The sequence below is a fragment of the Leclercia adecarboxylata genome (assembly GCF_006874705.1).
Classification (GTDB): domain Bacteria; phylum Pseudomonadota; class Gammaproteobacteria; order Enterobacterales; family Enterobacteriaceae; genus Enterobacter; species Enterobacter adecarboxylatus_C.
This window is the reverse complement of record NZ_CP035382.1, coordinates 3991984-4008351: the sequence shown is the minus strand read 5'-3', so window position 1 is coordinate 4008351 and position 16368 is coordinate 3991984. Positions and strand designations below refer to the sequence as shown.

At 58.5% G+C, this 16368-nt stretch carries 18 protein-coding genes; 6 read left to right on the top strand and 12 right to left on the bottom strand.

Going from position 1 to position 16368, the window contains the following annotated elements; genetic code table 11:
* Positions 1–233 precede the first annotated feature (233 nt).
* Positions 234–770: a DUF924 family protein gene (locus ES815_RS20115; RefSeq protein ID WP_142489391.1), complete on the top strand. Its 537-nt coding sequence runs from the start codon at positions 234–236 to the stop codon at positions 768–770.
* Here the strand turns inward: ES815_RS20115 and ES815_RS20110 are convergent.
* Both ES815_RS20110 and ES815_RS20105 read right to left on the bottom strand, forming a co-directional pair.
* Positions 767–1564 carry a PhzF family phenazine biosynthesis protein gene (locus ES815_RS20110; protein ID WP_142489390.1) on the bottom strand — a complete coding sequence of 266 codons (798 nt, stop codon included), beginning with the start codon at positions 1562–1564 and terminating at the stop codon, positions 767–769. The genes ES815_RS20115 and ES815_RS20110 overlap by 4 nt on opposite strands.
* A gap of 11 nt (positions 1565–1575) precedes the next feature.
* Positions 1576–2370 (bottom strand): PhzF family phenazine biosynthesis protein, encoded by a 795-nt coding sequence (locus ES815_RS20105; RefSeq protein ID WP_142490094.1) that lies wholly within the window; start codon positions 2368–2370, stop codon positions 1576–1578.
* A 175-nt stretch (positions 2371–2545) separates the two neighbouring features.
* On the opposite strand from ES815_RS20105, the gene ES815_RS20100 reads away from it, so the two are divergent.
* The gene (locus ES815_RS20100) at positions 2546–3742 is read left to right on the top strand and encodes a sugar transporter (protein WP_142489389.1); all 1197 of its coding nucleotides are present in this window, start codon (positions 2546–2548) and stop codon (positions 3740–3742) included.
* Between the two features lie 38 nt (positions 3743–3780).
* Here ES815_RS20100 and ES815_RS20095 read toward each other — a convergent pair whose 3' ends face one another.
* A complete protein-coding gene (locus ES815_RS20095) occupies positions 3781–4446 on the bottom strand; it encodes a MarC family NAAT transporter (protein WP_142489388.1) in 666 nt (221 codons plus the stop codon).
* A gap of 257 nt (positions 4447–4703) precedes the next feature.
* Between ES815_RS20095 and marR the strand changes: the two genes are divergently transcribed.
* The 3 genes from marR (at position 4704) to marB (ending at position 5932) form a co-directional block, all read left to right on the top strand.
* On the top strand, positions 4704–5138 hold the full coding sequence (gene marR / locus ES815_RS20090) for a multiple antibiotic resistance transcriptional regulator MarR (RefSeq protein ID WP_106993851.1): 435 nt from the start codon (positions 4704–4706) through the stop codon (positions 5136–5138).
* Between the two features lie 18 nt (positions 5139–5156).
* Entirely contained in the window at positions 5157–5540 is a 384-nt protein-coding gene (gene marA, locus ES815_RS20085) for an MDR efflux pump AcrAB transcriptional activator MarA (RefSeq protein WP_138369239.1), read from the top strand.
* Between the two features lie 176 nt (positions 5541–5716).
* Positions 5717–5932 (top strand): multiple antibiotic resistance protein MarB, encoded by a 216-nt coding sequence (gene marB, locus ES815_RS20080; RefSeq protein ID WP_142489387.1) that lies wholly within the window; start codon positions 5717–5719, stop codon positions 5930–5932.
* Positions 5933–5964: 32 nt separating this feature from the next.
* On the opposite strand, the gene eamA is transcribed toward marB, so the two are convergent.
* A complete protein-coding gene (gene eamA / locus ES815_RS20075; protein ID WP_142489386.1) occupies positions 5965–6864 on the bottom strand; it encodes an O-acetylserine/cysteine exporter in 900 nt (299 codons plus the stop codon).
* A gap of 193 nt (positions 6865–7057) precedes the next feature.
* Here eamA and ydeE point away from each other — a divergent pair, with 193 nt between their 5' ends.
* Positions 7058–8257 (top strand): efflux MFS transporter YdeE, encoded by a 1200-nt coding sequence (ydeE, locus tag ES815_RS20070; protein ID WP_142489385.1) that lies wholly within the window; start codon positions 7058–7060, stop codon positions 8255–8257.
* Positions 8258–8382: 125 nt separating this feature from the next.
* Here the strand turns inward: ydeE and ES815_RS20065 are convergent, their stop codons facing one another.
* From ES815_RS20065 to ES815_RS20030, 8 genes are all read right to left on the bottom strand, one after another.
* Entirely contained in the window at positions 8383–8574 is a 192-nt protein-coding gene (locus ES815_RS20065) for a hypothetical protein (protein ID WP_142489384.1), read from the bottom strand.
* Between the two features lie 142 nt (positions 8575–8716).
* Positions 8717–9358 carry a metal-binding protein ZinT gene (gene zinT, locus ES815_RS20060; protein WP_142489383.1) on the bottom strand — a complete coding sequence of 214 codons (642 nt, stop codon included), beginning with the start codon at positions 9356–9358 and terminating at the stop codon, positions 8717–8719.
* Between the two features lie 69 nt (positions 9359–9427).
* Entirely contained in the window at positions 9428–10126 is a 699-nt protein-coding gene (urtE, locus tag ES815_RS20055; protein ID WP_142489382.1) for an urea ABC transporter ATP-binding subunit UrtE, read from the bottom strand.
* 9 nt (positions 10127–10135) lie between these two features.
* Entirely contained in the window at positions 10136–10927 is a 792-nt protein-coding gene (urtD, locus tag ES815_RS20050; RefSeq protein WP_142489381.1) for an urea ABC transporter ATP-binding protein UrtD, read from the bottom strand.
* The gene (gene urtC / locus ES815_RS20045; protein ID WP_142489380.1) at positions 10927–12000 is read right to left on the bottom strand and encodes an urea ABC transporter permease subunit UrtC; all 1074 of its coding nucleotides are present in this window, start codon (positions 11998–12000) and stop codon (positions 10927–10929) included. Before urtC ends, urtD begins: the two co-directional genes overlap by 1 nt.
* A complete protein-coding gene (urtB, locus tag ES815_RS20040; RefSeq protein WP_142489379.1) occupies positions 12000–13574 on the bottom strand; it encodes an urea ABC transporter permease subunit UrtB in 1575 nt (524 codons plus the stop codon). The genes urtC and urtB overlap by 1 nt, the downstream gene beginning before the upstream one ends.
* A gap of 25 nt (positions 13575–13599) precedes the next feature.
* Entirely contained in the window at positions 13600–14871 is a 1272-nt protein-coding gene (urtA, locus tag ES815_RS20035; RefSeq protein WP_142489378.1) for an urea ABC transporter substrate-binding protein, read from the bottom strand.
* 204 nt (positions 14872–15075) lie between these two features.
* Positions 15076–16179 carry a cobalamin-independent methionine synthase II family protein gene (locus tag ES815_RS20030; RefSeq protein ID WP_142489377.1) on the bottom strand — a complete coding sequence of 368 codons (1104 nt, stop codon included), beginning with the start codon at positions 16177–16179 and terminating at the stop codon, positions 15076–15078.
* Positions 16180–16368: the final 189 nt, after the last annotated feature.

The following is a 16368-nucleotide window of genomic DNA, read 5'->3' as shown; positions in this document are numbered from 1 at the left end:
GGCCGGGCAAGCGCCAGCGCCGCCCGGCGTTGCAGACCTCAGGGTGCCAAACCACGCCGGGTGGCGGCTGCGCCTTACCCGGCCTACAAAAACCGCACCACACCGTGGGCCGGGCAAGCGCCAGCACCGCCCGGCGTTGCAGACCTCAGGGTGCCAAACCACGCCGGGTGGCGGCTACGCCTTACCCGGCCTACATTTGTATGAGCGCCTTAACCCCAACGCCGGAACCCGCCATGGAATACGCTTCTCTGCTTGAATTCTGGTTTCACGACCAGCATCAACCGCTCTGGTTTTCCCGCAATGATGATTTCGACGCCCAGTGCAAACACCGCTTCTACCCGTTGTGGCAGGCCGCCTGTCGTGGGGAGCTGTTTCACTGGCGGGACACGCCGCACGGACGGCTGGCGGAGATCGTTTTGCTCGATCAACTCTCGCGCAACCTGAACCGCAACGACGCACGCGCCTGGCAGCAGGACGGCATGGCGCTGATCCTCTCCCAGGAGCTGGTTTATCAGCCGATGTGGCAGGAGCTGGACAGCAACGAAAAAGGCGTCTCGCTGCTGCCGATGATGCATGCGGAATCACGGGTGATTCATCAGGAGGCAGAGCGGCTGTTCACCGCCCTGAACGTGCCGGGCTTTCTGAATGCGGAAATCAAGCACCGGGCGATTATTGAGCACTTTGGCCGCTACCCGCACCGCAACAGCCTGCTTAATCGCCCATCCACCCCCGAAGAGGTGGAGTGGCTGAAGCACAACAAAGGCTTTTAATGGCCGCGCAGGTAAACGGTGCCTTTCAGATAGAGCGCCGCCTGGCCGCCAATCAATACCCGGTCGCCCTTCAGCTCGCAGCGCAGATCGCCGCCGCGGGGCGAGACCTGACGGGCCTGTAGCGACGTTTTACCCAGCTTTTCGCTCCAGTACGGGATCAGCATGCTGTGGGCGGAGCCGGTCACCGGATCTTCCGCCACCGACTCGCCCGGGCAGAAGAAGCGGCTGACAAAGTCATACTCATCCCCCGGGGCGGTGACGCAGACCATCTTATCCAGCGGCATCATGCCGTCGATATCCGGGGTCAACGCTTCAACCTGCTGCTGGTTCTCCAGCACCACCATGTAGTCGCGCCCTGCCCGCACCTCCTTCGCCCCGGTGATGCCGAGGGTACTGAACAGCAGCGCTGGCGGGTTGTCTACCGGCTCGCTGCTCCACGCCGGGAAGTTAAGCGTTAACCAGTCGCCGCTGCGGGTGACCTTCAGGTCGCCGACAAAACGGGTGGAGAAAACGATCTCGGTGTGTGGGTAGTCCAGATACTCAAAAATCACGTGGGCGCTGGCGAGCGTGGCGTGACCGCAAAGGTTAATCTCGTACTGAGTGGTAAACCAGCGCAGTTCAAAGCCCACGTCGGTACGCACGAAAAAGGCGGTTTCCGACTGGTTATGCTGCTGGGCCATCTTTAACAGCACGTCATCCGGTAGCCACTCCTCGAGCGGGCAAACGGCTGCAGGATTCCCACCAAACGCGCGATCGCTAAACGCATCGACCAGATAAAAGGCAATTTCTTTCATTGGGTTAACCCTTATTGTAAGCGTAAAAACAGATGACCTTTCATATACAGCGATGCCCTGCCGCTCATTAACACCCGGTCGCCCTTCAGTTCACAACGCACGTCGCCGCCACGGGCAGAGACCTGCCGGGCAAAGAGCGACGTTTTATTCAGCTTTTCGCTCCAGTACGGGATCAGCATGGTATGGGCCGACCCGGTGACCGGATCTTCCCACAGCGCCGCCCCCGGAGAAAAGAAGCGGCTGACAAAATCGTATTCGCCCTCGCCGCGCGCGGTGATCGACACTTTATGCTCGCCGGGCGTCATGGCGTGAATATCCGGCGTGACCGCCTCAACCTGCTGGCGATCTTCCAGCACCAGCACCCAGGCGCGCCCCTTGCGGGCCTCGACGTAGTTTTCGATCCCAAGCGCGGCAAGCATCTCTGCCGGCGGGGTCTGCGGCTCGCCAGGACAGGCCGGGAAATCGAGGGTCAGCCAGTCGCCGTCACGGCTGACGGTAAGCCTGCCGGAGGCGGTATCAAAATGGATGCGGGCGTCGGGATAGTCCAGCTCGTTGAACAATACCCAGGCGGTCGCCAGAGTGGCGTGGCCGCAGAGGTTCACCTCGCCGCGCGTGGTGAACCAGCGCAGCTCAATGCCGCCCCGGTGGCGCACGAAAAAAGCGGTCTCCGACTGGTTGTGCTCCCGCGTCATATTGAGCAGCGTCTCGTCCGGTAGCCATGCCGGCAAAGGGCACACCGCCGCAGGGTTGCCGCCAAACGAGCCTTCACTGAACGCATCGACCAGATAAAACTCAATCTCCTGCATTGCTTTACCCACTGTTAACGTAATGTTGCATCCTATATTCATGGAAAATACCCTGTTTCACCAGCTATTACTTTTTGGATATAGTGAGATCTAAATCACAAAATGATTGTATTTTCAGCAGGGAAGGTTTTAAGATCGCCGCACCTCATTGACGTAACGACTCCTGGATTTCCCTATGACAACCAACACCGTTTCCCGCAGGGTCGCGTGGCTACGGGTGGTCACGCTCGCCGTTGCCGCCTTTATCTTCAATACCACTGAATTTGTCCCCGTCGGCCTGCTCTCGGATATCGCCAGCAGCTTTGGCATGGAGACCGCGCAGGTGGGGATCATGCTCACCATCTATGCCTGGGTGGTGGCGATGATGTCGTTACCCTTTATGCTGCTCACCAGCCAGATGGAGCGGCGCAAACTGCTGATCGGGCTGTTTGTGCTGTTTATTGCCAGTCATGTGCTGTCGTTCCTCGCGTGGAACTTCACGGTGCTGGTGATAAGCCGGATCGGCATTGCCTTCGCGCACGCCATTTTCTGGTCAATTACCGCTTCGCTGGCGATCCGCCTGGCCCCGGCCGGGAAGCGCGCTCAGGCCCTGAGCCTGCTGGCCACCGGCACCGCGCTGGCGATGGTGCTCGGGCTGCCAATCGGCCGCATCGTCGGACAGATATTTGGCTGGCGTACCACCTTTTTCGTTATTGGGCTCGGGGCGCTGTTCACCCTGCTGTGTCTGATCAAGCTGTTACCCAAACTGCCAAGTGAGCATTCCGGCTCGCTGAAAAGCCTGCCGCTGCTGATGCGTCGTCCGGCGCTGATGAGCCTCTATCTGCTGACGGTCGTCGTGGTGACAGCCCATTACACCGCCTACAGCTACATCGAGCCGTTTGTGCAGACCATCGCCGGGTTCAGCGCCAGCTTTGCCACGGTATTGCTGTTGCTGCTGGGCGGCGCAGGCATTATCGGCAGCCTGCTGTTTGGCAAGCTCGGCAACCGTCACGCCTCGCTGCTGGTGAGCAGCGCCATTGGCCTGCTGCTGGCGTGTCTGCTTCTGCTGCTGCCCGCCTCGGGCAGTGAGACAAATCTCGCCCTGCTGAGCATCGTCTGGGGCGTGGCAATCATGATTATCGGTCTTGGGATGCAGGTGAAAGTGCTGGCCCTGGCGCCGGATGCCACGGACGTGGCGATGGCGCTGTTCTCGGGTATTTTCAACCTGGGGATTGGCGCGGGTGCGCTGGTGGGCAATCAGGTGATCCTGCATCTGTCGATGGCGTCGATCGGTTATCTGGGGGCGATCCCGGCCCTTGCGGCGCTGATCTGGTCGGTGCTGATCTTTCGCAAATGGCCCGTCGCCCTGGAAGAGCAACCGCATCACAGCTAGAGAGGTAATCGGGTGGCGAGCGCCACCCGGTTCAGTTATTACGGGTAGGTTTTAATAATTTCCAGCACGCCGTTAATAATAAACTGCACGCCCATACAGACCAGCAGGAAGCCCATCAGGCGGGAGATGGCTTCGATACCGTCTTTGCCCACCCAGCGCATAATCGCGCCCGAGCTACGCAGACAGCCCCACAGGATCACGCCGATAATGGCAAAAATCAGCGGCGGCGCAATCATGACCACCCAGTCCGGGAAAGCAGAACCGCTGCGCACCGTCGAGGCGGAGCTGATGATCATCGCAATGGTACCCGGACCTGCGGTGCTTGGCATCGCCAGCGGCACGAAGGCAATGTTCGGAGCCGCTTTATTTTGCTTATCTTCCAGCGCGTCCTGCACGTCTGAATCATCCGGCGATTTCGGCGCGGGGAACAGCATTCTGAAACCGATAAAGGCCACGATCAGCCCCCCCGCAATTCGGAGGCCGGGAATGGAGATCCCGAAGGTGTTCATTACCAGCTGCCCGGCGTAGTACGCCACCATCATGATCGCGAAGACGTAAACGGAGGCCATGAGCGACTGATGATTACGTTGTTCACGGTTCATGTCGCCCGCCAGGCCAAGGAAAAGCGCAACGGTGGTTAACGGGTTTGCCAGGGGTAACAGCACCACCAGCCCAAGACCAATTGCTTTAATTAAATCAACCATTTTACGGATTCGTCCTTATCAAAAATTAACCAGGCAAGTATAGGGTCAAAACAACCGTTACAGCTACGCACACATCGTAAGTAATATTTTCGCTCCGAAATCAATTTATCCCGATGATATGACGATCCGCCTGGCGGGCAAAAAAGTGATCTGAATCGCTTTAGCAAATCGTGTCATAAGCAAATGCATTCAGTTGACTTATAGTTGCCTGAGCAATAATATCTGCCGTGATTAAACTACTTGCCAGGGCAACCATTGTGAAAAGCACCAGTGACCTCTTCAACGAAATCATTCCGCTGGGTCGGCTTATCTACATGGTTAACCAGAAGAAAGACCGCCTGCTCAATGATTATTTATCACCGCTGGATATCACCGCAACCCAGTTTAAAGTGCTCTGTTCTGTGCGCTGCGAAGTGTGTATCACCCCGGTTGAGCTGAAGAAAATCTTATCTGTCGACCTCGGCGCGCTGACGCGCATGATGGATCGGCTGGTCTGCAAGGGGTGGATTGAACGCCGCCCGAATCCGAATGACAAACGCGGCGTGCTGGTGCAATTGACCAGCGACGGCGCGGCAATGTGTGAACAATGTCATCAATTAGTAGGACAAAAACTGCACCAGGAACTAACAAAAAACTTAACGGCGGACGAAGTGGCAACTCTTGAGCACTTGCTTAAGAAAATCCTGCCGTAAACAGAAAGAGGTATGACGATGTCCAGACGCAATACTGACGCCATCACTATTCATAGCATTTTGGGCTGGATCGAAGATAACCTGGAGTCGCCGCTCTCGCTTGAGAAAGTGTCTGAGCGTTCAGGTTACTCAAAATGGCACCTGCAACGGATGTTTAAAAAAGAGACCGGCCACTCATTAGGCCAGTACATCCGCAGCCGCAAATTAACGGAAATCGCGCAGAAGCTGAAGGAAAGTAACGAGCCGATCCTGTATCTGGCTGAGCGTTATGGGTTTGAATCGCAGCAGACCCTGACACGCACGTTCAAGAACTACTTCGACGTTCCACCGCATAAATATCGCATCACCAATATGCATGGGGAATCCCGGTATCTGCTTCCGATTAACCACTGTAACTGCTAAACGCCTGTATTTTAGGCTATCCCAGTAGGCGTAATTGTTGCAGACAGTTTGAACACGGACAGCGCGGAACAACCGGAGCGTACTTTAAGTACGTGAGGATTGTGAGCACTGCCCAGGTTCAAAATGGCAAATAAAATAGCCTAATGGGATAGGCTCTAAGACGTATCGAGGAAATTATGAAATTATTCGCTTCCGCCGTTCTCACCGCCCTGGTGCTGGTCTCTGGCCAGAGTTTTGCGGAGCAAACTCCACGTGTCCCGCAGCAGAACAGCCGCGACACGATGATCCTGCCAACGGCTAACGGCCAGTCGCCCCATGACTTTAACCATATGGGCGCAGGCAGCGACAAATCCGACGAATTAGGCGTGCCCTATTACAATCAGCACTCTTAATGCGTTTTGCCCCGCCCGCGCGGGGCTTTTTTTTAGCCTCTGACCCGCGTCGCCCGACGCAGGCGCAAGCCGAAAACGTTGATATAAAGTCCGGCCATCACCAGCAGCGCCCCCACCAGCTGCAACGCCCCCAGTTTTTCATCCAGCAGCAGCGCCGCACTGGCGATGCCCACCACCGGGACCAGCAGCGACAGCGGTGCCACCCGCCAGGTTTCGTAGCGCCCGAGCAGCGCGCCCCAGATGCCATAGCCGACAATGGTGGCGACAAAGGCCAGGTAGATCAGCGACAAAATCGTGGTCAGGTCGAGGGTGACGAGACTGTGCAACATCACCGTCGGGCCATCCAGCAGATATGAGGCCGCCATAAAGGGCAGGATCGGGATCAGCGCACTCCACACTACCAGCGACATCACCGCCGGACGCGTCTCAAGCTGCATGATCTTTTTGTTGAAGATATTGCCGCTGGCCCAGCAGAACGCCGCCGCCAGGGTCAGTAAAAAGCCCAGCAGCGCGACGTGCTGCCCGTTCAGGCTGGCCTCCGCCAGCACCAGCACGCCGACCACGGCCAGGGCAATCCCCGCCAGCTGTTTGCCCTGAAGGCGCTCGCCAAACACCAGCGCTCCAAGGATGATGGTGAAGAACGCTTGCGCCTGTAGCACCAGCGAGGCCAGACCGGCGGGCATGCCGAAGTTAATGGCGCAGAACAGAAAGGCAAACTGACCGAAGCTGATGGTCAGGCCGTAGCCCAGCAGCAGACGAAACGGGATCTTTGGACGGGCAACGAAGAACAGCGCCGGGAAGGCCACCAGCAGAAAGCGTAAACCGGCCAGCATCAGCGGAGGCATGTTGTGCAATCCGACTTTGATCACCACAAAATTCAGCCCCCAAACTACTACCACCAGCAATGCCAGCAGCCCGTCTTTGCGCGTCATACCCTGCCCCTGTTTATTAAATTTTTGTAAACGCTTATCAAAGTAACGAAAAAAACCGCCGAGGAACAGATCATTAATTCTGACAGTCAGGCGAAGCACTTAGGGATAAATTTGGTGGTATACAAGCCTCTTATGCCATGTTAATCCTGATAAGACATAACAAAAACTTCACACGCAATTGTCGGGCAGGAAAATGAAACCATCACTCAGGCGCTCAACCGCAGCGCTACTGGCGTCGTCGCTGTTACTCACCATTGGTCGCGGCGCGACATTGCCGTTTATGACCATCTATCTCACCCGCGTCTATAACATGAGCGTGGAGAATATTGGTTATGCCCTGACGGTGGCGCTGACTATCGGGGTGGTTTTCAGCCTGGGGTTTGGCATTCTGGCCGATAAATTCGATAAAAACCGCTACATGCTGATCGCCATTACGGCGGTGGCTCTGGGCTTTCTGGCGATCCCACTGGTGGATAACGTCGTGCTGGTGGTGCTGGCCTTCTCGCTGATCAACTGCGCCTATTCGATCTTCTCCACGGTGCTGAAAGCCTGGTTTTCCGATGTGCTCAACCCGGCGGAAAAAGCGCGGGTTTTCTCCCTTAACTACAGTTTTCTTAACATCGGCTGGACCGTCGGGCCGCCATTGAGCACCCTGCTGGTGATGTACAGCCTGCAACTGCCGTTCTGGGTAGCGGCCTTCTGCGCCGCGTTGCCGCTGGTGCTGGTCCAACGCTATGTGCAGAAAGGCGTGGCGGCCGACAGCGAGCATGTGCCAGTGCCGTGGCAGCCGTCGGTACTGCTGCGTGACCGGGCGCTGTTCTGGTATACCCTCTCCGGGCTGCTGGCCTCCTATGTTGGCGGCTCCTTCGCCAGCTGCATTTCCCAGTACGTGCTGGCGGCAGACTACGACAGCGATTTCGCCCAGAACGTGGTGGCCGTGGTGCTGCCGGTGAATGCCGCGATGGTGGTTTCGCTGCAGTACATCATTGGCCGTAAACTGTCGGCCCGTAATATCCGCCCGCTGATGACGCTGGGCACCCTGTTTTTTGTCCTCGGTCTGGCCGGGTTTATGCTCTCCGGGGAGAATCTGATCTACTGGGGGCTGGCTGCGGCTGTCTTTACCGTGGGTGAGATTATCTATGCGCCAGGGGAATACATGTTGATCGACAACATCGCCCCGCCGGGCATGAAAGCCAGCTATTTCTCCGCCCAGGCGCTTGGCTGGCTGGGTGCGGCCTTCAACCCGATGATCACCGGGCTGATCCTGACCCATCTCCCGCACTGGTCGCTGTTTGTGATTATGATGGTTGCCATTGTGCTGGCCTGGCTGATGATTTTGCGGGGGATGCGGGTGAAGGCGTGGGTTGATGTGCCTGATTTAGTATCGCGGTAATTGCCCGGCGGCGCTACGCTTGCACGGGCCTACAAAGCCAGTAGGCCGGGTAAGCGCAGCGCCACCCGGCATACAGACCGCACCGGGAACGTAATGGTGCAATATCTCCCTACTGAGAGCATTTATTATTTATATTTAAACCAGAGGAAAAGATGCCCAATTACAAGTAATAAGATAAATGCACCGATCATGGTGATCGCAACGTCAGGGAAATAGACCACTGCAAACATACTAAAAAAGAGAACAGACAGAAAACAGCCCCATCCCCAGATAATTAAAATCACCTCTTCCTTGAGCCACTGTTTAAGAAAACCCATCACTTCCTCAGCATTTCTATAGCAAAATCAATAGGTTCATCATTAGAGCCGAGATAAAATAAAGAAAATATTAATGAGTTCTGAAAGATTTTGTAGGCCGGGTAAGGCGTAGCCGCCACCCGGCGCACAGGCCGCACCGGAATTAATGGTGCAGCATTTCCTCTACCACCTGCTTTTTATACATTTCGTTCGGATAATAGGTCGGCCAGTTATCCATCTCTTTTAATAACGCCTCGTGGGAGGTGTTGCCCATAAAGATATGGAAATGGGCCGACTGGCGCGGACCAATAGTGTGGTCGCTGAACTGGACAAACTTCGGTGCCTTGCTGCTGGCGTCCTTACATTCGAACAGGTAACGCACGCCCTTCTTGCCGGAGGCATAGGTCAGGATCTTGTAGCCGTTAGAGACGTATTCACAGCGGCTCAGGTTTTTCCCGGTGTGAAACTCCATCACGTTGTTCTCAATGCCAATGGTTTCCACGTCCGTAGCGTAGCCGGTGCGGTAATAGGCTTTAACCTCGTCAAAGGTTTTACTCTTGTCTTTCTCGGCTTTCTTCTTGAACACCGGGTCGAGATCGCCGCTCAGCAAAAACGGATAGACCGACTGCCAGACGCCGTCCCAGTTGGAGAGCGGGCGATCTTTTACGTCTTTATCGTCAAACACGCCGTTGGCCGCTTTTTGTTCCGCTTCGGTCATCTGGTGGCCGTGGGAATGGGCATACAGCTGGCCGCTGACCAGCAGCGCCCCCAGAGTCATTGCAAATTTACCAATATGTCCTGCCAAGGTAACGTCCTCACTCCATTTTAAAAGAGTGATGGATGTTATAGTATAACATATCGCAAAACAACCCCGTTAAATCGCCACCAGACCGCGAACGCCCTCCTGTTCCATATCCTCCCCGCGCCCGCGCTGGATAATGCTGCCCCGGGACATCAGCAGATAGCTGTCGGCCAGCTCGGCGGCAAAGTCATAAAACTGCTCCACCAGCAGGATCGCCATATCGCCCCGGTTCGCGAGCTGACGGATCACCTGGCCAATCTCCTTAATCACCGAAGGCTGGATCCCCTCCGTCGGTTCATCAAGTATCAACAGCTGAGGACGACTCGCCAGCGCCCGACCAATCGCCAGCTGCTGCTGTTGCCCGCCCGAGAGATCGCCACCCCGGCGCTGCTTCATCTCCTTAAGGACCGGAAACAGCTGCCAGATCTCCTCCGGGACCTGCTTCGCCTCACGCGCCGGAAAGCGCGATAGCCCGAGCAGCAGGTTCTCCTCCACCGTCAGGCGGGGAAAGATGTCCCGCCCCTGCGGCACATAGGCTACCCCGGCCTGCACCCGCTGGTGCGGTCTGGCGTGTGTGATGGATTTGCCCTGCCAGAGGATTTCGCCGTTGCGCGCCGGGATCAGCCCCATCAGACACTTCAGCAGCGTGGTTTTGCCCACCCCGTTACGCCCCAGCAGGCAGGTGACTTCCCCGGGGAGCGCCTCAAAGCTGACCCCGCGCAGAATGTGGCTCCCGCCGTAGTACTGATTCAGTTCGTTAACCTGTAGCATCCGCGCTCCTTAGCGTCCGAGATAGACTTCAATCACCTGCTCGTTGGCCTGCACCTCGCGCAGCGAGCCTTCGGCCAGCACCCGCCCCTGATGCAGGACGGTAACGTGATCGGCAATGGTTTCCACAAAGCCCATGTCATGCTCCACCACCATCAGCGAGTGTTTGCCCGCCAGGGTGCGAAACAGTTCGGCGGTGTACTCGGTTTCGGCGTCGGTCATCCCGGCGGCCGGTTCGTCGAGCAGCAGCAGATGCGGCTCCTGAACCAGCAGCATGCCGATCTCGAGAAACTGCTTCTGCCCGTGCGACAGCAGGCCCGCCCGGCGATGCCGCTCCCCGCCGAGGCGCAGCAGGCTCAGCATCTCGTTGATCCTGTCTCCCTGCTCGCTGCTCAGTCGGGCGCGCAGGCTGGCCCACACCGATTTATCCCCCTTCATCGCCAGCTCGAGGTTTTCCCATACCGTCAGGGCCTCAAACACCGTCGGCTTCTGGAATTTGCGCCCGATGCCCTGACGGGCTATGGCGATGGGATCCAGAGTAGTGAGGTCCGTCGACTGGTCGTACAGCGCGCGCCCGCTCTGGGGCCGCGTTTTACCGGTGATAACGTCCATCAGCGTGGTTTTTCCCGCGCCGTTGGGGCCAATCACGCAGCGCAGCTCACCCACGCCAATATTCAGCGACAGGTCGGTGAGCGCCTTAAAGCCGTCAAAGCTGACGTTGATCCCCTCCAGCTGTAACACCGGGTCAGTCTGGTCGCGATAGCGATCTCCGGGCAGCTGGCGGGTAAATAATTGCTCGCTCATTACTGGTCTCCCTTGCGGAACAGGCCCGTTACGCCGCGCGGTAAAAACAGCGTCACCGCAATAAAGATCAGCCCGAGAAACAGCTGCCAGTACTCCGGCATCGCCACGGTGAAGACGCTTTTTGCGCCGTTCACCAGCGCGGCGCCAATCACCGGACCGATCAGCGTACCCCGCCCGCCGAGCGCGACCCAGATTGCCGCTTCGATGGAGTTGGTGGGCGACATCTCGCCGGGGTTGATGATCCCGACCTGCGGGACGTACAGCGCCCCGGCCAGCCCGCACAGCACCGCCGACAGCGTCCAGACCAGCAGCTTAAAACCGCGGGGATCGTAGCCGCAGAAGGTCAGCCGGTTTTCCGCGTCGCGTACCGCGGTCAGAATGCGGCCAAACTTACTTTTGGCCAGCGCGTACCCCACCGCCAGCGACGCCGCCAGCAGCAGCACGGTGGCAATAAACAGCGCGATGCGCGTTGAGGTGGCGGTCACCGGGAAGCCCAGCAGCGTGGTGAAGCCGGTAAAGCCGTTGTTGCCGCCAAAGCCGGTTTCATTGCGGAAGAACAGCAGCATCCCGGCGAAGGTGAGCGCCTGGGTCATGATGGAGAAATAGACCCCTTTGATTTTTGAGCGGAAGGCAAACCAGCCGAACAGCAGCGCCAGCAGGCCGGGCACCATGACGATCAGCACCAGCGCCCAGGCGAAATGCTGCGTGCCCCACCAGAACCAGGGCAGCTCGCTCCATGAGAGAAACGACATAAAGGCCGGGAGGCCGTCGCCCGCGGCCTGGCGCATCAGGTACATCCCCATCGCGTAGCCGCCGAGGGCAAAGAACAGGCCGTGGCCCAGCGACAGCATGCCGGCATAGCCCCACACCAGATCCAGCGCTACGGCGACAATCGCATAGCAGAGGATTTTGCCCACCAGCGTCAGCATCCAGGTGGAAACCGCCAGCGGATGCGTGGCGGGCAGCAGCGCCAGAAACGGCAGTACCAGCAGGGCGGCAAGGAGCAGGCCGAGTATGATCGGTAAACTGCGCGGCGCTTTCCGCGCCAGGGTTAAGGTCAGTGGCTGGCTCATCAGTCGATTACCCTCCCTTTCAGTGCAAACAACCCCTGAGGACGCTTCTGGATAAACAGAATGATCGCCACCAGAATCACGATTTTGCCCAGTACGGCACCCATCTGCGGTTCGAGGATCTTATTGAAAATCCCCAGCCCGAAGGCGGCCGCCACGCTGCCGGCCAGTTGCCCCACGCCGCCGAGCACCACGACCAGGAAGGAGTCGATGATATAGCCCTGGCCCAGCTCCGGCCCGACGTTGCCCAGCTGAGACAGCGCCACCCCGCCGAGCCCGGCAATCCCGGAACCCAGCCCGAAGGCCAGCATATCGACGCGCCCGGTAGGCACCCCGCAGCAGGCCGCCATGCTGCGGTTCTGCGTCACCGCCCGCACGTTCAGCCCAAGACGGGTTTTGTTGAGGATCAGCCAGGTGAAAAATAGCACCAGCAGCACAAAGCCCAGCACCACCAGCCGGTTCCACGGCAGGATCAGGCTGGCGTAGACCTGCACGCCGCCGGAGAGCCACGCCGGGTTAGCCACCTCAAGGTTTTGCGCCCCGAAGATCATGCGCACCAGCTGGATCAACATCAGGCTGATGCCCCAGGTGGCGAGCAGGGTTTCCAGCGGGCGGCCATAGAGGTGGCGGATCACCGTGCGCTCCAGCGCCATGCCCACGCCTGCGGTGAGCCCGAACGCCACCGGCAGCGCCACCAGCGGGTAGAAGGTGAGCCACTGCGGGGTAAACTGCGCCATCGCCTGCTGCACCATCCAGGTGGCGTAGGCGCCAAGCATCAGCATTTCGCCGTGGGCCATATTGATCACCCCCAGCAGGCCGTAGGTGATCGCCAGTCCGAGCGCGGCCAGCAGCAGAATGGAGCCCAGCGACAGGCCCATAAACGCCTGACCCAGCAGATCGCTGATGGTTTGACGGTGCTGGATCTGACGCAGGCTTTCTGCGGCGGCTTCCCGCACCCCGGCGTCCGGTTCGGTCTGCGGATGGGTATAAGGCAGCAGCCGGGCCTGCACCTCCGGATCGCTCGACTCGCCCAGCAGCGTGACGGCCTGCTGGCGTACCGCGGGCTGGGTGCTGGTCAACTGGAGACTGGCGACGGCCAGGTTCAGCACCTGACGCACCGCGTCATTATTCTCGCTTGCCAGCTGACGTTGTAAAAAAGGCAGCATCTGCGGCTGGGGATCGCGCTGGAGTTGCTTCGCCGCCGCCAGCCTTTCGGTGACACTGTCACCTGTCAGCTGATGGGTGGCGAGCGCCGTAGCGGCCAGCACCCGCAGGCGGTTGGTGAGCCGCACGGCTTTGGTAGCGCCTGCCGGCTCTCCGCCCTCGCCGAGAGTGGTCAAGGCGCCGTTTTCCCGGGTGAAGGCCTGCTTATTGGTATCGATAAAGACATTTTCCTGCTGCAAGGCGCGCAGCAGCGCCAGCCGGGCGGGATCGGGTGCGGCGGCCCACTGCTCGAGCAGTACCGCCTGTTGGCTGCGGCTGGCGGCAACAAAATTATCGGCGTCCGTTGCCTGCGCCATCCCTGGCAGCAGTCCGGCAAGCCATACGAGAGCGAAGATCGTGCGCATGACGTTCATGGCTTTACCTCTTTATGATCCGGATTCAATTGCTGGCGGTTTTGATCGGGGTGTCGGGCTTTTTGTCATTCCCGGCGATGTACGGGCTCCACGGCTGGGCACGCACCGGGGCTTCGGTCTGCCACACCACGTTGAACTGGCCGTTACCCTCGATCTCGCCAATCATCACCGGCTTATGCAGGTGGTGGTTGGTGGCATCCATGGTCAGGGTGAAGCCCGATGGTGCTTTGAAGGACTGGCCTGCCATGGCGGCGCGGACTTTATCCACGTCGGTAGTGCCCGCTTTTTCCACCGCCTGGGCCCACATGTGGATCCCCACATAGGTCGCTTCCATCGGGTCGTTGGTCACCACCGTGCCGGCGTTCGGCAGCTTCTGCGCTTTGGCCCAGTTTTTATAGGCCGCGACGAAGGTCTGGTTGGCCGGGTTATCCACCGATTCGAAGTAGTTCCACGCCGCCAGGTTACCCACCAGCGGTTTGGTATCGATGCCGCGCAGCTCCTCTTCACCCACCGAGAAGGCGACGACCGGCACGTCGGTGGCTTTTACGCCCTGGTTAGCCAGCTCTTTGTAGAACGGCACGTTGGAGTCGCCGTTGATGGTGGAGACCACCGCGGTTTTGCCTGCGGCAGAGAATTTCTTGATGCTGGCGACGATGGTCTGGTAATCGCTATGGCCGAACGGGGTGTAGACCTCTTCGATATCTTTATCCTGCACCCCTTTTGAGTGCAGGAAGGCGCGCAGAATTTTGTTGGTGGTGCGCGGGTAGACATAGTCGGTGCCCAGCAGGAAGAAGCGCTTCGCCGCCCCGCCGTCTTCGCTCATCAGGTACTCCACCGCCGGGATGGCCTGCTGGTTAGGTGCCGCGCCGGTGTAAAAGACGTTCGGGGACATCTCTTCCCCTTCGTACTGCACCGGGTAGAACAGCAGACCGTTCAGCTCCTCAAACACCGGCAACACCGATTTGCGCGAGACCGAGGTCCAGCAGCCAAAGACCGCCGCCACCTTATCCTGACTTAACAGCTGACGGGCTTTCTCGGCAAACAGCGGCCAGTTGGAGGCGGGATCCACCACCACCGGCTCCAGCTTTTTGCCCAGCACGCCGCCTTTGGCGTTGATCTCGTCGATGGTCATCAGCGCCACATCTTTCAGCGGCGTTTCGGAAATCGCCATCGTGCCGGAGAGCGAGTGCATGATGCCAATCTTGATGGTGTCGGCTGCCTGCACGCTGAAACTCATCCCCATGGCCACCACGGAGGCCGATAAAGCAAAGGCTTTTAACAAGGTACGACGATGCATAATTTTCACTCCTGAAAAACAACGCTGTGCGAAATCGTCCGTTACGGCGTGGACGCAGAAAAAGCATTCAGGATTAGACAGAGCAAAAAGGATGCCAGAACGAAAAATCAGCAGGATCAGGGGGCTGGAGAGGGTTTTGAACGCAGGGGCGGATCAGGATGGCACAGCGTTGCACTTAATTAATGCAACGCTGTGGATAAGCCGTTACCAGACTTCGCTGGCGATTTGGGTGACCAGGCGAACCTTATCCCACTGCTGGGCTTCGGTCAGGGCGTTGCCCTCTTCGGTGGAGGCAAAGCCGCACTGCGGGCTGAGGCAGATCTGGCTTTTCGCCACGTACTTCGCTGCCTCTTCCAGACGCGCTTTCACCCCTTCCGGGTTTTCCAGCTCGCCGCTTTTAGTGGTGATCAGCCCCAGCACCACCTGCTGCTTGCCCGGACGGACAAAGCGTAACGGGGCAAAGTCGCCGCTACGATCGTTGTCATATTCGAGGAAGAAGGCATCGACGTTGACGGTGCCAAACAGAATTTCGGCCACCGGCTCGTAGCCTCCTTCGGAGATCCAGGTCGAACGGAAGTTACCGCGGCAGACGTGCAGCCCGATGGTCAGGTCGTCCGGCTTGCCTTCCAGGGCCTTATTCAGCACGCGGGCATAGGTATGCGCCAGCTGGTCCGGGTCATCGCCGCGCTCGCGGATCTGGCGGCGCTGATCGTCGGAGCAGAGGTAGGCCCAGACGGTGTCGTCCAGCTGCAGGTTGCGACAGCCCGCCGCGTAGAAAGCGTGAATGGCATCGCGCCAGGTTTGCGCCAGGTCGTCGAAGTAAACCTCCAGATCCGGGTAGACGGTGGCATCGATATCCTTACGTCCTCCGCGGAAGTGCAGCACGCTCGGGCTCGGGATGGTCATCTTCGGCTGGGCGTTACCGCTGACGCTCTGGAGGTAGCGGAAATCATCCAGCATCGGATGGCTGCCGAACCCCAGCTTGCCGGTGACGCGCACGCCGTGGGCTTTGGTCTGCACGCCGTTAAACTGGATCCCCTGGTTTGAGTCGTAACGCTCCACGCCCTGCAGGCCATCGAAGAAATCAAAGTGCCACCAGGCGCGACGGAACTCGCCGTCGGTCACTACGTTTAAGCCGCAGGCGCATTGCTGCTCTACCACATGGCGAATCGCCTCGTCTTCTACCGCACGCAGCTGCTGCGCGTCGATTTCACCGCTGGCGAACTTCACCCGCGCCTGTTTGATGGCGTCGGGACGTAAGAAACTGCCTACCACATCGGCACGGTTCGGGGCGTGTTGTCGCTGCATGCTTATCTCCTTTAACTGCCGCCAGGTAATTGCCGACAGTGATAATTCATTATTTGAACATTTAGACTTCTGGATGGCTATATGTCCAAAAGATGTCATAGCCTGCGCCGCACGGCAAACGAGAAAAATTCATCGGTATTGAAAAAAATTCATGTTGGTCTGAAGGGCAAAAAAAAACCGCCAGAGACT

What these genes read in the sequence shown, in the direction of transcription:
- eamA (WP_142489386.1), bottom strand. Translation starts at nt 6,864, where the DNA reads ATGACGCGCAAAGACGGGCTGCTGGCATTGCTGGTGGTAGTAGTTTGG.
- ES815_RS20065 (WP_142489384.1), bottom strand. Translation starts at nt 8,574, where the DNA reads ATGGGTTTTCTTAAACAGTGGCTCAAGGAAGAGGTGATTTTAATTATC.
- urtB (WP_142489379.1), bottom strand. Translation starts at nt 13,574, where the DNA reads ATGAACGTCATGCGCACGATCTTCGCTCTCGTATGGCTTGCCGGACTG.
- ES815_RS20115 (WP_142489391.1), top strand. Translation starts at nt 234, where the DNA reads ATGGAATACGCTTCTCTGCTTGAATTCTGGTTTCACGACCAGCATCAA.
- ES815_RS20030 (WP_142489377.1), bottom strand. Translation starts at nt 16,179, where the DNA reads ATGCAGCGACAACACGCCCCGAACCGTGCCGATGTGGTAGGCAGTTTC.
- ES815_RS20100 (WP_142489389.1), top strand. Translation starts at nt 2,546, where the DNA reads ATGACAACCAACACCGTTTCCCGCAGGGTCGCGTGGCTACGGGTGGTC.
- urtE (WP_142489382.1), bottom strand. Translation starts at nt 10,126, where the DNA reads ATGCTACAGGTTAACGAACTGAATCAGTACTACGGCGGGAGCCACATT.
- urtC (WP_142489380.1), bottom strand. Translation starts at nt 12,000, where the DNA reads ATGAGCCAGCCACTGACCTTAACCCTGGCGCGGAAAGCGCCGCGCAGT.
- ydeE (WP_142489385.1), top strand. Translation starts at nt 7,058, where the DNA reads ATGAAACCATCACTCAGGCGCTCAACCGCAGCGCTACTGGCGTCGTCG.
- urtD (WP_142489381.1), bottom strand. Translation starts at nt 10,927, where the DNA reads ATGAGCGAGCAATTATTTACCCGCCAGCTGCCCGGAGATCGCTATCGC.
- ES815_RS20105 (WP_142490094.1), bottom strand. Translation starts at nt 2,370, where the DNA reads ATGCAGGAGATTGAGTTTTATCTGGTCGATGCGTTCAGTGAAGGCTCG.
- ES815_RS20095 (WP_142489388.1), bottom strand. Translation starts at nt 4,446, where the DNA reads ATGGTTGATTTAATTAAAGCAATTGGTCTTGGGCTGGTGGTGCTGTTA.
- marB (WP_142489387.1), top strand. Translation starts at nt 5,717, where the DNA reads ATGAAATTATTCGCTTCCGCCGTTCTCACCGCCCTGGTGCTGGTCTCT.
- ES815_RS20110 (WP_142489390.1), bottom strand. Translation starts at nt 1,564, where the DNA reads ATGAAAGAAATTGCCTTTTATCTGGTCGATGCGTTTAGCGATCGCGCG.
- marA (WP_138369239.1), top strand. Translation starts at nt 5,157, where the DNA reads ATGTCCAGACGCAATACTGACGCCATCACTATTCATAGCATTTTGGGC.
- urtA (WP_142489378.1), bottom strand. Translation starts at nt 14,871, where the DNA reads ATGCATCGTCGTACCTTGTTAAAAGCCTTTGCTTTATCGGCCTCCGTG.